A 14,177-nucleotide genomic window follows, 5' to 3' on the forward strand; every position below is an offset into this window, starting at 1 on the left:
CCGGCGGTAGCCGGCCGTGGGGGTGTTTGTTTTGGTCATTTGCGCGCGCGCGCGCTCCTGCCACACGCCGCCACCCCCCCCCCCGCCCCCGCCCCTCATCCGATGGTGGGCTACGCCGTGGGGCGGCCCATCGCCCGGTAGGTCCAGCCGGCCTTGCGCCAGGTCTCCGGGTCCAGCGCGTTGCGCCCGTCCAGGATCACCCGGGCCGCCGCGGCCTCGCCCAGCGTCTGGGGGTCCAGCTCGCGGAACTCCCGCCACTCCGTCAGGTGCAGCACCACGTCGGCACCCCGCACCGCCTCCAGCGCGGAGTCGGCGTACCCGAGGGTCGGGAAGAGCCGCCGCGCGTTCGCCATGCCCTTGGGGTCGTACACCGTCACCTGGGCGCCCTGGAGGTGGACCTGCCCGGCGACGTTCAGCGCGGGGGAGTCGCGTACGTCGTCCGAGTCGGGCTTGAAGGTGGCGCCGAGCACCGCGATCCGCTTGCCGAGGAACGGGCCGCCGCCCAGCGCCTGCCGGGTCAGCTCGACCATCTGGCCGCGCTGGCGCATGTTGATCGAGTCGATCTCGCGCAGGAAGGTGAGCGCCTGGTCCGCGCCCAGCTCACCGGCGCGCGCCATGAACGCCCGGATGTCCTTGGGCAGACAGCCGCCGCCGAAACCGATCCCGGCCCGCAGGAACTTCCGGCCGATCCGGTCGTCGTACCCGATCGCCTCGGCCAGCTTGGCCACGTCGCCGTCGGCCGCCTCGCACACCTCCGCCATCGCGTTGATGAAGGAGATCTTGGTGGCCAGGAAGGAGTTCGCGGAGGTCTTCACCAGCTCGGCGGTCGGGAAGTCCGTGACGACGAAGGGCGATCCCTCCGCGATCGGTGTGGCGTACACCTCGCGCAGCAGTTTCTCCGCCCGCTCACTGCGGACACCGACCACCAGCCGGTCGGGGCGCAGCGTGTCCTGGACGGCGAAGCCCTCGCGCAGGAACTCCGGGTTCCAGGCCAGTTCGGCGTCCGCGCCGGCCGGCGCGTGCTCGGCGAGGTAGGCGGCCAGCCGGTCGGCGGAGCCCACGGGCACCGTCGACTTCCCGACGACCAGCGCCGGGCCCGTCAGATGGGGCGCGAGCGAGGCGATCGCCGAGTCGACGTACGACATGTCGCAGGCGTACTCGCCGTGCTTCTGCGGCGTGTTCACGCACAGGAAGTGCACGTCGCCGAAGGCCGCGACCTCCGCGAAGTCCGTGGTGAAGCGCAGCCGCCCGGTGGCGCCCTCGATCCCGGCGACGTGCTTGCCCAGCAACTCCTCCAGACCGGGCTCGTACATGGGTACCTGGCCCCGCTTGAGCATCTCGATCTTCTCGGGCACCACGTCCAGGCCCAGCACCTCGAAACCGAGCTCGGCCATCGCCGCCGCGTGGGTCGCGCCGAGATAGCCGGTACCGATCACGGTGATCTTGAGGGCCATGGGTGCTCCAGAGGTGTACGGCGGGGTGCGCGCCCGAGCATAACGGGGGTGCGGGGCGGGCCCGTCGGTCGGCTGTCGCCAAGCTCACCTATCCACGACCCCGGACAGGGCTCTAAAATTTGGGTTACTTAACGGTAGTTAGCGTGCCCAGCATCACAGCGTTTTGGAGCGTGAGACACCTTGGCCGGATCGGCTGACTTCGACCTGTACCGCCCGTCCGAGGAGCACGACATGCTCCGCGACGCCGTCCGTGCGCTGGCCGAGGCGAAGATCGCGCCGCACGCCGCAGCGGTGGACGAGGAGGCCCGCTTCCCGCGCGAGGCCCTCACCGCGCTGACCGCGAACGACCTGCACGCGGTGCACGTCCCCGAGGAGTACGGCGGCGCGGGCGCCGACGCGCTCGCCACGGTGATCGTGATCGAGGAGGTCGCCCGCGTCTGCGCCAGCTCCTCCCTCATCCCGGCGGTGAACAAGCTCGGCTCCCTGCCGGTCATCCTCTCCGGCTCCGAGGACCTGAAGAAGAGGTACATGACCCCGCTCGCCAAGGGCGAGGGCATGTTCTCCTACTGCCTCTCCGAGCCCGACGCGGGCTCGGACGCGGCCGGCATGAAGACCAAGGCCGTCCGCGACGGCGACCACTGGATCCTCAACGGCGTCAAGCGTTGGATCACCAACGCCGGCGAGTCCGAGTACTACACGGTGATGGCCGTCACCGACCCCGCCAAGCGCTCCAAGGGCATCTCCGCCTTCGTCGTCGAGAAGTCCGACGAGGGCGTCTCCTTCGGCGCCCCGGAGAAGAAGCTCGGCATCAAGGGCTCGCCCACCCGCGAGGTCTACCTGGACAACGTCCGCATCCCCGCCGACCGCATGATCGGCGAGGAGGGCACCGGCTTCGCCACCGCGATGAAGACGCTGGACCACACCCGCATCACCATCGCCGCCCAGGCCCTCGGCATCGCGCAGGGCGCCCTCGACTACGCCAAGGGCTACGTCAAGGAGCGCAAGCAGTTCGGCAAGCCGATCGCCGACTTCCAGGGCATCCAGTTCATGCTCGCCGACATGGCCATGAAGATCGAGGCCGCCCGGCAGCTGACGTACGCCGCCGCCGCGAAGTCGGAGCGTGGTGACAGCGACCTCACCTTCCAGGGGGCCGCCGCCAAGTGCTTCGCCTCCGACGTGGCCATGGAGGTCACCACGGACGCCGTCCAGCTCCTCGGCGGCTACGGCTACACCCGTGACTACCCGGTGGAGCGCATGATGCGCGACGCCAAGATCACGCAGATCTACGAGGGCACCAACCAGGTCCAGCGCATCGTCATGGCGAGGAACCTTCCCTAGCAGGGTTTGTGCAGGTCAGGAGGCAGCCCCCGGCGTGACGCCGGGGGCTGTTGCCGTACGTCCCCGGGTGCCCCGGCGCTGTCCGGCCGATTGTCAGTGGTGGGTGAGACGGTAGGGGCATCGAGTCGGAAAGAGGGGGAGCCGCCTTGTCCGGAAGCCAGAACTACATCAATCACGTCGCTCTCGTGCTGGACGCCAGCTCGTCCATGTCCCGCCTGAGCCAGAAGGTGGTCGAAGTAGCCGACGAGCAGATCGCCTACCTGGCCCGCCGCTCGCAGGAGCTGGACCAGGAGACCCGCGTCACGGTGTACGTCTTCGCCGACAGGGTGGAGTGCGTCATCTACGACAAGGACGTGCTGCGGATGCCGTCGCTCAAGCAGATGTACCGCGTCGGCGGCATGACGGCGCTGCTGGCGGCCACGCTCAAGTCGCAGCGGGAGCTGGCGCACACCGCCCAGCTGTACGGAGACCACAGCTTCCTGACCTTCGTCCTCACCGACGGCCAGGAGAACGTGAGCCACCGCTGCCCGGACGCCCCGGCCAGGGATCCGCGCGCACTGGTCGACGCCGTGGCCGGGATGATCGAGACACAGGAGGACAACTGGACGCTCGCCGTCCTCGTGCCGGACCAGATGGGCAAGCGCGAGGCCATGCAGTACGGGTTCCCGAAGGACAACATCGCCATCTGGGACGCCACGAGCACGCAGGGCCTGCAGGAGGCCGGGCAGGTCATCCAGGAGGCCACCGAGAAGTTCATGGTGGGCCGCGCGCAGGGCATCCGGGGGTCGCGGGCGGTGTTCTCCACAGGTGCGGAAGCGGTCAACAAGGACACCATCAAGGCGGCCGGCCTCACCCCGGTGGACGCGTCGAAGTACCAGCTGGTCCCGGTGACGCGTGACGCGGCGATTCGCGACTGGGTGGTCGAGAGCGGGTACACGTACCGCACCGGCGCTGCCTTCTACCAGCTGAGCAAGTCGGAGAAGGTCCAGCCGAAGAAGCAGATATCGGTGCTGGAGAAGAAGACGGACCGGGTGTACACGGGGCCGGAGGCCCGAGCGCTGCTCGGTCTGCCGGACGTGGAGGTCCGCGTCAAGCCCGACCACAACGACGACTTCACGATCTTCGTACAGAGCACCAGCGTGAACCGGAAGCTCGTACCGAACACACGGCTGCTGCTGATGCTCTGACCCCTGTGTTCGGTCAGTCCTGGTAGCCCTCCGCCACCCGCCGCTCCCGCAGCTCCATGATGGCCCGGCGGCGGGCCAGGCGGTGGGTACGGCGGATCTGGGCCTCCTGATAGCGCCGCTTGTCCTTCTCCGTCTCCGGCAGCACCGGCGGGACCGTGCGGGGCTTGCCGTCCGCGTCGACGGCGGCGAAGACCAGGTACGCCGAGCCGACCTGGGTGGCCGGGGTGGACTCGTTCCAGCGCTCGGCCATGACCCGGACGCCGACCTCCATGGAGCTGCGGCCGGTCCAGTTGACCTGGGCCTTCACATGGACGAGGTCGCCGACGCGGACCGGCTCCAGGAACGCCATCTCGTCCATGGACGCGGTGACGGCGGGCCCGCCGGAGTGCCGTCCGGCCACGGCGCCCGCCGCGTCGTCGACGAGCTTCATGATCACGCCGCCGTGCACGGTGCCCAGCAGGTTGGTGTCGCCGTGCGTCATGATGTGGCTGAGAGTGGTGCGGGAGGCCGAGGTCGGCTTGCCCGGGATCTCCGGTGGCGCCGACCGTGCGGCCGAGGCCTGTTCTGCCTGGTCTGTCATGGCCTCCACCTTATGCCGCGGCGACACCGGCGTAATTTTGTGTCAGCTTCGCAACAGCGCTGACCCTATTTTCCGACGACCCTTGTATGGCCCACAGCGGGTACCTGCACACTGGTGCGCATGAATGATTGGCCCGAGGGATGGTCCGGTGACAACCGCGGCCGGTACGGACGTGGCAGCGGGAGCGCACAGCCCGAGAGCGCACGCGTGATGCGCCAGGTCCGCCGCGGTGCGGCTCCGCCGCCCGGCCCGGGCCCGTCGGCGCCGCCGTACGGCGGCGGGGTGCCGCAGCAGCCGTCCTATGTCGACGGCCGGGGGCACGGCGGCGACGGCTACGACAGCGGATACAACACCGGCCAGGTCTACGGCAGCCCCGGCGGCCACGGGCCGGGACAGGGCCGCGGCGGCCCCGGACGGCCCGCCCCGGACTGGCGCAGACGGATCAAGTGGACCGCGATCACGGTCGTGACCGCGCTGGTCGTCACCACCGTCGGCACCTACTTCTGGGCCGACTCCAAGCTCAACCGCGAGGTCGACCTGTCCAAGGTCATCGAGCGGCCCGAGGCCGGAGAGGGCACGAACTACCTGATCGTCGGCTCCGACAGCCGCGAGGGCATGACCGACGACCAGAAGAAGGACCTGCACACCGGCTCCGCCGAGGGCAAGCGCACCGACTCGATGATGATCCTGCACACCGGGGACAACGGGTCGACGCTGATCTCGCTGCCCCGCGACTCGGACGTGGAGATCCCCTCCTTCGTCGGCTCCGACTCCGGCAAGACGTACCCGGGCACCGGCCGGCACACCAAGCTGAACGCCGCGTACGCCGAGGACGGCCCCGAGCTGCTGGTGCGCACCGTCGAGCACAACACCGGGCTGCGCCTCGACCACTACGTGGAGATCGGCTTCGCCGGCTTCGCGAACATCGTGGACGCGGTCGGCGGCGTCGAGATGGACATCCCGCAGGACATCAAGGACAAGAAGTCCGGCGCCGACCTCAAGAAGGGCAAGCAGACCCTGAACGGCGAGGAGGCCCTCGCCTTCGTCCGCACCCGGTACGCGCTGGCCGGCTCCGACCTGGACCGCACGAAGAACCAGCAGAAGTTCCTGTCGGCGCTGGCGAGCCAGGTGGCCACGCCCTCGACGGTCCTCAACCCGTTCAAGCTGTACCCGACGATGGGCGCCGGCCTGGACTCCCTCATCGTCGACAAGGACATGGGCCTGTTCGACCTGGCGAGCATGTTCTGGGCGATGAAGAGCGTCAGCGGCGGCGAGGGCACCTCGATGAACATGCCGATCTCGGGCAGCGTCGGGTCCAACCTCAAGTGGGACGACGCCAAGGTGAAGCAGCTCGTCCAGGAGCTGAAGAACGACGAGAAGGTCACCGTCTCCGGCAACTGAGCCGGGGCCGGGCGGCCGGGCCCCTCACTCCTTGCCGCAGACCACCTCGTCGCCCCGCACCACCGTGCCCGACTCCTGCGGCGGGTCGGCCGGCCGCACCTTCACGGCCTGCCGGAAGTCGGCGCCCGCGATCACCTTCAGCAGCGCCCCCTGCCCCTTCACCGGCCGCAGCTCACTGCCGGGCAGGGCGGCGGCCAGCGACTTCGCCGACTGGTCCCAGCGGGGGTCGTAGGCGACCACGGTGCGCTCGACGGCGCGGTCCTTGGCGTTCCGCGGCGCCCGGGTGGTGCGGAACCCGGTCGCGGCCAGCGCGTCGTCCACCCGCTTGCCCAGCCCCGGGGTGCGGGTGCCGTTCTCCACCTGGACCCGGATCTGCTTCGGGTCCACCGGGACCCGCACCGGCGCCGGACCCGCGGGCTTCGGCCGGGGCGCCGACAGCGGCTTGTCCTGGCGCAGCGCGTCGAAGATCCGCTCGGACTTCACCGGGTCCCACTTCAGCGTCGAACCGACGCCCTTCACGGCGTACCCCATCTTCCCGATGGGCACGGTGGTGAACTCGGAGGAGGACGGCGAGAAGTTCCGCATCGCCCGCCCCAGCGCCAGCAACTCGTCGGTGCCGAAGCCCTTGTCGGCCCGCACCGACCCCAGCACGGCCCGGGTGACGTCACGGAACTTGAGCGGGTTCAGCAGGATGCCCGAGGAGGTCGCCCGGTCGATCAGGGCGGCCAGGAAGCGCTGCTGGCGCTTCATCCGGCTGAGATCGGAGGCCCCGTCGAGGTGGCGGGCCCGGACGTACTGGAGTGCCTGCCCGCCCATCAGGGTGTGGTCGCCGGCCGCGAGGTCGAGCCCGGTGTAGCTGTCCTTCAGCGGCTGGACGGTGCAGATCTTCACACCGCCGAGGACGTCCACGGTCTTCATGAAGCTGGTGAAGTCGACCTCCAGATAGTGGTCGATCTTCACGTGGGTCATGTTCTCCACGGTGCGGATGGTCAGCTGCGGGCCGCCCTCGGCGTACGCCGCGTTCAGCTTCAGCGGATGCCCCTTGTGCTGCTCCCCGGTGGTGCGGTCGGTGTGGCCGGGCGTGACGGCGTACGAGTCGCGCGGCAGGCTCACCACGCTCGCCCGCTCCCGGTCCTCCGAGATGTGCACGATCATGACGGTGTCGGTGCAGTGGCAGGGAGCGCCGCCCAGTCGGTACTTGCGCCGCTCCGCCTCGCTGATCCGGTCCCGGCCGTCGGTGCCGACCATCAGGACGTTCATGCCGTCGCCCGCCTTGGGGCGGTTCTTCATGTCCTTGAAGGGGTCGACGCGCGAGATGTCCGAGTCCAGCCCGGAGAGCACCATGTGGCCGATGCCCGCGGAGGCCAGCACCACCACCGACAGCGCGGTCACCGCCCGCATGGCCCAGCGCGGCTTCTTCCGCCGTACGGGGGGCCTCGGCGGGCGTCCGGAGGGGCGGGAGCCGCGGCGCTGCGGCGGGGGGCCGCCCCGGGGGGACGAGGCCGGGACCCGGGGGGAGCGGGGCGGCGTGGGCAAGGTGACACCTCCGCGGGGACGGGTTGCCGGCTGCGGACCGTGAGGCCGGACGTGGGATCCGTGAGCACCGTAGGCCCATACGATCTGCTGCCCGCGGCTGTGACCCCCGCGGCGCGCACCCGTGTCCCCCGTTCGCGGTAACGTGAGCACCGATGAACGCCAAGTCCGACGTGCGGCCGCCCGCCGTTTCCGTGATCATGCCCGTCCTCAACGAGGAGCGGCACCTGCGCGGCGCCGTCCGCGCCATCCTCGCCCAGGAGTACGCCGGCGAGATGGAGGTCGTGATCGCCCTCGGTCCCTCGACGGACCGTACGGACGAGATCGCCGCCGCACTCGTCGCCGAGGATCCGCGCGTGCATACCGTGCCGAATCCCACCGGCCGTACGCCCGCCGCGCTGAACGCCGCCATCAAGGCGTCCCGCCATCCCGTCGTCGTCCGCGTCGACGGCCACGGCATCCTGTCGCCCGGCTACATCGCCACAGCCGTACGGCTCCTTGAGGAGACCGGCGCGCACAATGTCGGCGGCATCATGCACGCCGAGGGCGAGAACGCCTGGGAGGACGCCGTCGCCGCCGCGATGACGTCGAAGATCGGCGTGGGCAACGCCGCCTTCCACACCGGCGGCGAGGCCGCCCCCGCCGAGACCGTGTACCTGGGCGTCTTCCGCCGCGAGGCGCTGGAGCGGCAGGGCGGGTACAACGAGGAGTTCATCCGAGCCCAGGACTGGGAGCTGAACTTCCGCATCCGCGAGGCCGGCGGCCTGATCTGGTTCTCGCCCGAGCTGCGGGTCTCCTACCGCCCCCGGCCGAGCGTGCGCGCGCTGGCCAAGCAGTACAAGGACTACGGCCGCTGGCGGCACGTCGTCGCCCGCTACCACTCCGGCTCCATCAACCTGCGCTACCTCGCCCCGCCGACCGCCGTGTGCGCCATCGCCGCCGGTGTCGTGGTGGGCGCCGCGCTGACCCCGTGGGGCTTCGTCGTGCCGGGCGCCTACCTGGCCGCGATCGCCGCCGGGTCGGTCCCGGCGGGCAAGGGGCTCGGGCTGAAGGCGCGGGCGCAGATCCCCGTGGCGCTGGCGACCATGCACATGTCGTGGGGGTGGGGCTTCCTGACCAGCCCCAAGTCGCTGGCCAGGAAGGTCATCGCCTCGCGGCGCCCGGCCGTCAAGACCGACTCCGGGACCGCCGACGCCGCCGGAGCGCGCTGACGTCCCTCAGGGGCTGAACGCCGGGTCCACCTTCATGCAGGCGCTCTCGTCCGCGCCGTTGAGGGCCTCGGCCGACTCCGGGGTGCGGTCGTCGGACTCGGGCGCCTCGTACGCGCCGCCCTCGCGCCAGTCGGCGCCCACGACGAGGGTGACCCCCGAGACGTCGGTCGACCGCTCCACCGAACTCGCCGGTATCCCCAGGGACTTGGCGACGCGCCGGGCGTCGCCCTCCAGGTCGGCGCTGGGGTAGCGGACGAGCGTGCGCTCCTCGTTCGGCAGCACCGAGGGGTCCGCGACGGCCCGAGTGAAGCCCCGCTCCACCAGCAGACCGGCGACCGTGTTGGCGCGGCCGCCCGCCGCGCCGAGGCGGTCCGTGCGGGTGCCGTTGCGGACCTGCACCGCGATCTCGTCGTCGGGGGCGGCGGGGTCGTCCGGCTCCTCCGGCTCCGACTCGGGCTTCTTCTTCGCGTCCTTGCCGTCCAGCGCGATGTCCTCGCGCACCAGCCGGAAGAGCTGCTCGGCGTCCTCGGTCGGCTCCACGCGCGCGCCCACGTACCGGTTGGGCATCGTGGTCATGGTGATGCGCTCCGGCTTCACCCGGCGCAGCTCGTCGCTGAGGTCGTACAGCTTCTTGACGCTGTCCAGGCCCGGGTCGACGGTGAGCGCGGAGGTGGCCTCCTCGGCCAGTCTGCGCAGCTTGTTCGGGTTGCTGAGGGTCGCGTTCTCGCGCAGCACCCTGACCATCGAGTTGAGGTACATGTGCTGGGCCTTCGCCCGCGCCAGGTCGCTGCCGTCCTCGAACCCGTAGCGGGTGCGCAGCCACTGCAGGGCCTGCTCGCCCTTGACCGGGTGCGTGCCCTTCTCCAGCTTCAGGCCCGAGCCGTGGCCCTCGCCGTCGCGCGAGTGGATGTCGGCGTCCACACACACCGGGACGCCGCCGACGGCGTCCGCCATGGCGACCACGCCCGCGAAGTCGACCATCACGAAGTGGTCGATGTGGATGCCGGTCAGCTCCTGCCAGGTGGCCACCGTGCAGCCGGGCCCGCCGTGTCCGAGGCTCTGGTTGGTCATCACCCGGCCGTCGGTCGCCGGATACACCTTCCCGTCGTCCGGGTCGGTGCACTTGGGTATCTCGACCAGGGTGTCGCGCGGCATGCTCACCACCGACATGTTGCTGCGGTCGGCGGACAGGTGCACCAGCATCTGCACGTCCGCCAGCGGCGTGGAGCCGAACGTCTCCCGGGCGCCGCCCAGTTGCTGGTTCTTCTCGCTGTCCCGGGCGTCCGAGCCGATCACGAGGATGTTCAGCGGGGTCTGTCCGGCCGCGTTCGGCGTCGGCGCGGCGACCTTGCCGTCCCCCAGGTTCAGGGGGTCCTGCTGGATGTTGCCGTTGAGGTGCTCGTAGTAGAGGTAGCCGGCACCGGCTGTGCCCGCCAGGACCACGGCGAGCGCCAGCCCGGTCCAGCGCAGCGCCCTGCGGGCACGCCGCGGGCGCCGTCCGCCGGTTCCCCCGCTCTCCTTGACCCCCGGGCCGTCCGGGCCGTCCGGGACGTCCGGGACGGTCTCCCGTCTGTCCTCCTCCTGCACACCGCTCCGCGTCACTTGCGCGTCCCTCCCCACCCCCGCGCCACCGCGCGGACCCGTCGCCGTCATGTGAGACGTGCGAGGGGCCCGTCAGGTCAACTGGCGCACTGCTTCTGGTCGGCCGTGGACTTGTCCAGGTCCGGCGTCTCAACGGACTTGGCGTCGAGCTTGACTCCGGCGCCCTTGAAGTCCTTGCCGAGGGTGAGGGTCATGGTCGGCAGGCCCTGGGAGTTGGTGACACTCTCGCCGGGTTTCATGGCGGCGCCGGAGAGGCCGAGGATCTCGGCGAGGGCGCGGGCCTGGTCGGCCTGGTCGGGGGCGTACTCCAGGGTGGTCTTGGCGACTTCCGCGGGGGCGTTGCCGGCGTTCTCGGACTTGGTGACACCGGCGTCCGTCTGGAGGTAGGCCAGCTCCTGCTGGGCGCTGCCGGCGGGGGCGCCGCCGTTCATGACGCGGACGCGGACCTCGGAGGGCTCGGACTGCTCGCCCTTGAGACGGGCGGCGACCGCGGCCGCCTCCTTCTTCTCCTTCTGCTTGACCTCGGTGAAGGAGATGTCGTTCCTGATCATGTCGAAGACCTGGGGGCCCTTGGTCTCGTTCACGACCACCGTCGCCTTGACCTTCTCGGCGGGGTTGTCGATCACCGGCACCGTGGTGAACGTGATGTTCTTCGTCGGCACCTTCTTCAGCTCCAGGGCCATGTCCTTGAGCGTGCCCACCTTGCCGATGGCCTTGTCCACGGTCAGGGCCTCGGTGGCGGCCTCGGCGAGCTTCACCAGCTTGGTGGGGCTGGTGAGGGTGTCGCTGGAGGACATCTTGCGCATCAGCGAGCCCAGGAACTGCTGCTGCACCTTGATGCGGTCCAGGTCGCCCTCGTTGCCGAAGGCGTGCCGGGTGCGGACGAAGGCCAGCGCCTGCTCGCCCTCCACCTTGGACTCGCCCGCGGGCAGTTTGAGATGGGACTTGGGGTCGTCCACGGCCTTCTCCACGCACACGTCGACGCCGCCGACCGCGGTGGTCAGCGTCTTGACCGCGTTGAAGTCGGCCATCATGAAGTGGTGCGGCTGGATCCCGGTCGCCTCCTTCACCGTGCGCATGGTGCAGCCCGGGTCCCGGCCGCTCTCGCCGAGGCTGGTGTTGAAGCGGACGCCGGTGGAGCCGGGGATGATCTTCGTCGTGCCGTCCTCCTGCTTGGTCTCGCAGTCGGGGACGTCGACGATCAGGTCGCGCGGGATGCTGAGGGCGGTGGCGTTGGAGCGGTCCTCGGAGACGTGCAGCAGGATGTTCGTGTCCGCGTGCCCGACGCTGCCCTTGTCGCCGTAGCCCTCGTTGCCCTCACCGGTGCGCTTGTCGGTGCCGATGATGAGGATGTTGAAGGCCTCGTTCTTCTTGAAGCTGCTGCTTCCGGCGCTGCCGACGTCCGTCGTCGAGACGTTGCCCTCGAGGTGCTTGAGGTAGACGTAGCCGCCGACCCCGGCCACCAGGACGACGAAGGCCGTGCTGCCGCCGACCCAGAGCAGGGCCCGCTTGCCCTTCGACTTCTTCTCCGGCCGGCGTCCGCGCCGCCCCGGTACCGGCTCCTCGGGCGCGGGCCTGCGCCGCCGCTGGGGCGGGACCTCGCGGCCGGGCGCGGCCGTGCGGCGACGGGCCGTGCCCGCCGTGTCGCCGCCGCCGTCGCGGGAGGCGCCGTCGCGGGAGCGGGGGGCGCCCCGGCGGGGGCCGGGGACGGACGACTGCGGTGCGGAAGGGGACAGTCGCAGTTCGTACTCACCGGTGCGTGGATTCAGTACCCACTGGTCTGCGGGATCGACATCGTCTGCCCGCCCACGTCCTTGCGCGTCCACGGTCTCCCAATCCTCCGTCGGGGGCCACGCGGCGCCTTCTCCGGAAGGCGCACGATGAAGGGTCAACTAGTGCACGACGCCAGGGCCGGCCTCGCGGTGCAGGGGCACTGGAGCGCTCACACTATCCGTCCAGTTCAGCGTCGAACGACTCCGGTGTCACATTCGACTCCCCTACAACAGGGCAATCCCTCCTATTTTCATGAACTCCTACCATCGATAGGGCTTGTAGACGTCCATGCACGTGCCGCTGTCCGAGCCGTTGAGGGCGTCGCTGTCGTCCGGCAGGTCTCCCGCCTCGGGCGTCTTCTGCTTCGGATAGGACGTGCCCGAGCGCCAGTCAGCTCCCACGGCGAGCGTGATCCCGGCCACGTCGGTGGACTTGCGCACCGCGCTCGCCGGGATGCCCAGCGCATCGGCGACGCGCCGCGCGTCGCCCGCCAACTCGTCGCTCGGATAGCGGACCAGGGTCCGCTCCTCGGAGAGGGCGGCGGAGGTGTCGGTCGTCGCCCGGGAGAAGCCCTTCTCCGCGAGCGTCCCGGCGACCGCGCCGGCCCGGCCCCTGACCGGGCCGAGTGAGTCGGAGCGGGTGGCGTTCTGGACCAGGACGCCGATGTCGGAGTCGGCGGCGGGCTCGTCGGAAGGTTTCCCGGTCGCGCCCTCACCGGAGCCCCCGGCGTCCTTCGGGTCCTTCGCGTCCTTGCCGCTCCCGCCGTCCCCGGTGCCCTTGCCGTCCTTGCCGCCCTTGTCGTCGAAGGAGACGTCGTCGCGGAGCATCGCCCACATCTGGTCCGCGCCGGCGGCCGGCAGCAGGTGGTTGGCGTCCTGGTCGTCCGCCACGGTGGGGATCGTCGTCATGGTGATGCGGTCCGTCGGCACCGTCTTGAGCTGCATGCCCAGGTCGTACAGCTTCTTGACCGTGCCGATCTCCTCGGAGACGGTCAGGGACTTGGTGGCGGCCTCGGCCAGGTTCATCAGGCGGCCGGTGTCGGTGAAGACGTTCTGCTGCTTCAGCGTGCGGATCATCGAGTTCATGTACATGTGCTGGGCGCGGGCCCGCAGCGGGTCGCTGCCCCAGGCGTGCCGGGTGCGCAGCCACTGGAGCGCCTGCTCGCCCTGCACCTTGGTGCGGCCGGCCTCCAGCTTCAGACCCGAGCCGCCGGGTACGCCGGGCAGCGGCCGGTCCCACACGTTCTGGTTCACGCAGACCTCGACGCCACCGACGGCGTCCGCCATCGAGACCACGCCCGCGAAGTCGATCGTCATCCAGTGGTCGATGTAGACCCCGGTGAGGTTCTCCCAGGTGGCCAGGGTGCAGCCGGCGCCGCCGCGGGCCAGCGACTCGTTGATGATGGCGTTGGTCGCGGGGAACTTCTCCCCGGTCTCCGCGTTCTGGCACGCGGGGATGTCCACGCGGGTGTCCCGGGGGATGCTCACCACCGCCGCGCTCTTGCGGTCCGCCGACAGGTGGATCAGCATCTGCACGTCGGCCAGCGGCGGGTTGTCGCGGTTGTTCTTGCCGCCGCCCAGCGCCACGTTGGCATCGGAGGCGCGGCTGTCGGAACCGATCAGCAGGATGTTCAGGGGGGTCTGGCCGGCCGCGTTCGGCTCGGTGCGGTGCGCCTTGGAGTCGCCGCTGCTGCGCGCGCCCTTCTCGATGTTGCCGTTCAGGTGCTGGTAGTAGAGGTATCCGGCGCCCGCCGTGCCGAGTATCAGCACCGCGAGGACCGTCGCCGACCAGCGCAGCGCCCGGCGCCGGCGTCCGGTGCGCCGCCGCCCGGACCGGCGGCGGTTCCCGTCCCCCCGGCCCGGCGGCCCTGCCGTGCCGGCGCCGCCCCCGTCCTGGGCGCCGGGGTCCCCGCGGTGCGCCTGCCGGACCGCGGCCGGTCGCGTTCCCTCCCCATGCACACTGCCCTGCGTCATGTCCCTCTCCCACCCTCGGGCCCGTGAACGTGCCCCTGCGCGCGACCTGTTCGCACAGTTGGACGTCCGGAGCCCCTCGTTGGCTGTACGGCGGCCCCGACGGATTGCGGGCGCCCCGCGCGGGG

General features: G+C 70.7%; 10 protein-coding genes. 4 read left to right on the forward strand and 6 right to left on the reverse strand.

Features of this window, described 5'->3' with window-relative positions; genetic code table 11:
• Window positions 1-110: 110 nt before the first annotated feature.
• Entirely contained in the window at window positions 111-1,454 is a 1,344-nt protein-coding gene (locus tag ACFW01_RS35215; protein WP_384510501.1) for a UDP-glucose dehydrogenase family protein, read from the reverse strand.
• A gap of 180 nt (window positions 1,455-1,634) precedes the next feature.
• On the opposite strand from ACFW01_RS35215, the gene ACFW01_RS35220 reads away from it, so the two are divergent.
• Both ACFW01_RS35220 and ACFW01_RS35225 read left to right on the forward strand, forming a co-directional pair.
• Window positions 1,635-2,792: an acyl-CoA dehydrogenase gene (locus tag ACFW01_RS35220; RefSeq protein ID WP_234961062.1), complete on the forward strand. Its 1,158-nt coding sequence runs from the start codon at window positions 1,635-1,637 to the stop codon at window positions 2,790-2,792.
• 146 nt (window positions 2,793-2,938) lie between these two features.
• Complete coding sequence (locus tag ACFW01_RS35225; protein WP_234961061.1) at window positions 2,939-3,979, forward strand: vWA domain-containing protein; 1,041 nt, start codon at window positions 2,939-2,941, stop codon at window positions 3,977-3,979.
• A gap of 13 nt (window positions 3,980-3,992) precedes the next feature.
• Here ACFW01_RS35225 and ACFW01_RS35230 read toward each other — a convergent pair whose 3' ends face one another.
• A complete protein-coding gene (locus tag ACFW01_RS35230; RefSeq protein ID WP_161329101.1) occupies window positions 3,993-4,559 on the reverse strand; it encodes an acyl-CoA thioesterase in 567 nt (188 codons plus the stop codon).
• Window positions 4,560-4,679: 120 nt separating this feature from the next.
• Here ACFW01_RS35230 and ACFW01_RS35235 point away from each other — a divergent pair, with 120 nt between their 5' ends.
• Complete coding sequence (locus tag ACFW01_RS35235) at window positions 4,680-5,960, forward strand: LCP family protein (RefSeq protein WP_234961060.1); 1,281 nt, start codon at window positions 4,680-4,682, stop codon at window positions 5,958-5,960.
• A 24-nt stretch (window positions 5,961-5,984) separates the two neighbouring features.
• Here ACFW01_RS35235 and ACFW01_RS35240 read toward each other — a convergent pair whose 3' ends face one another.
• On the reverse strand, window positions 5,985-7,361 hold the full coding sequence (locus ACFW01_RS35240) for an LCP family protein (RefSeq protein WP_234961114.1): 1,377 nt from the start codon (window positions 7,359-7,361) through the stop codon (window positions 5,985-5,987).
• A 287-nt stretch (window positions 7,362-7,648) separates the two neighbouring features.
• Here ACFW01_RS35240 and ACFW01_RS35245 point away from each other — a divergent pair, with 287 nt between their 5' ends.
• On the forward strand, window positions 7,649-8,704 hold the full coding sequence (locus ACFW01_RS35245; RefSeq protein WP_234961059.1) for a glycosyltransferase family 2 protein: 1,056 nt from the start codon (window positions 7,649-7,651) through the stop codon (window positions 8,702-8,704).
• Between the two features lie 6 nt (window positions 8,705-8,710).
• On the opposite strand, the gene ACFW01_RS35250 is transcribed toward ACFW01_RS35245, so the two are convergent.
• From ACFW01_RS35250 to ACFW01_RS35260, 3 genes are all read right to left on the reverse strand, one after another.
• A complete protein-coding gene (locus ACFW01_RS35250; protein ID WP_384510508.1) occupies window positions 8,711-10,357 on the reverse strand; it encodes an LCP family protein in 1,647 nt (548 codons plus the stop codon).
• Window positions 10,358-10,383: 26 nt separating this feature from the next.
• Window positions 10,384-12,132, reverse strand: a complete 1,749-nt coding sequence (locus ACFW01_RS35255) for an LCP family protein (protein WP_384510511.1) — start codon at window positions 12,130-12,132, stop codon at window positions 10,384-10,386.
• Window positions 12,133-12,339: 207 nt separating this feature from the next.
• Entirely contained in the window at window positions 12,340-14,052 is a 1,713-nt protein-coding gene (locus ACFW01_RS35260) for an LCP family protein (protein WP_234961056.1), read from the reverse strand.
• Window positions 14,053-14,177: the final 125 nt, after the last annotated feature.

Source organism: Streptomyces sp. NPDC058985 (assembly GCF_042740985.1).
Lineage (GTDB): Bacteria > Actinomycetota > Actinomycetes > Streptomycetales > Streptomycetaceae > Streptomyces.

Bases quoted from the DNA above. Each gene is read 5' to 3' on its own strand.
- ACFW01_RS35245 (WP_234961059.1), top strand. From the start codon at position 7,649: ATGAACGCCAAGTCCGACGTGCGGCCGCCCGCCGTTTCCGTGATCATG.
- ACFW01_RS35250 (WP_384510508.1), bottom strand. From the start codon at position 10,357: ATGACGGCGACGGGTCCGCGCGGTGGCGCGGGGGTGGGGAGGGACGCG.
- ACFW01_RS35235 (WP_234961060.1), top strand. From the start codon at position 4,680: ATGAATGATTGGCCCGAGGGATGGTCCGGTGACAACCGCGGCCGGTAC.
- ACFW01_RS35230 (WP_161329101.1), bottom strand. From the start codon at position 4,559: ATGACAGACCAGGCAGAACAGGCCTCGGCCGCACGGTCGGCGCCACCG.
- ACFW01_RS35215 (WP_384510501.1), bottom strand. From the start codon at position 1,454: ATGGCCCTCAAGATCACCGTGATCGGTACCGGCTATCTCGGCGCGACC.
- ACFW01_RS35260 (WP_234961056.1), bottom strand. From the start codon at position 14,052: ATGACGCAGGGCAGTGTGCATGGGGAGGGAACGCGACCGGCCGCGGTC.
- ACFW01_RS35240 (WP_234961114.1), bottom strand. From the start codon at position 7,361: ATGCGGGCGGTGACCGCGCTGTCGGTGGTGGTGCTGGCCTCCGCGGGC.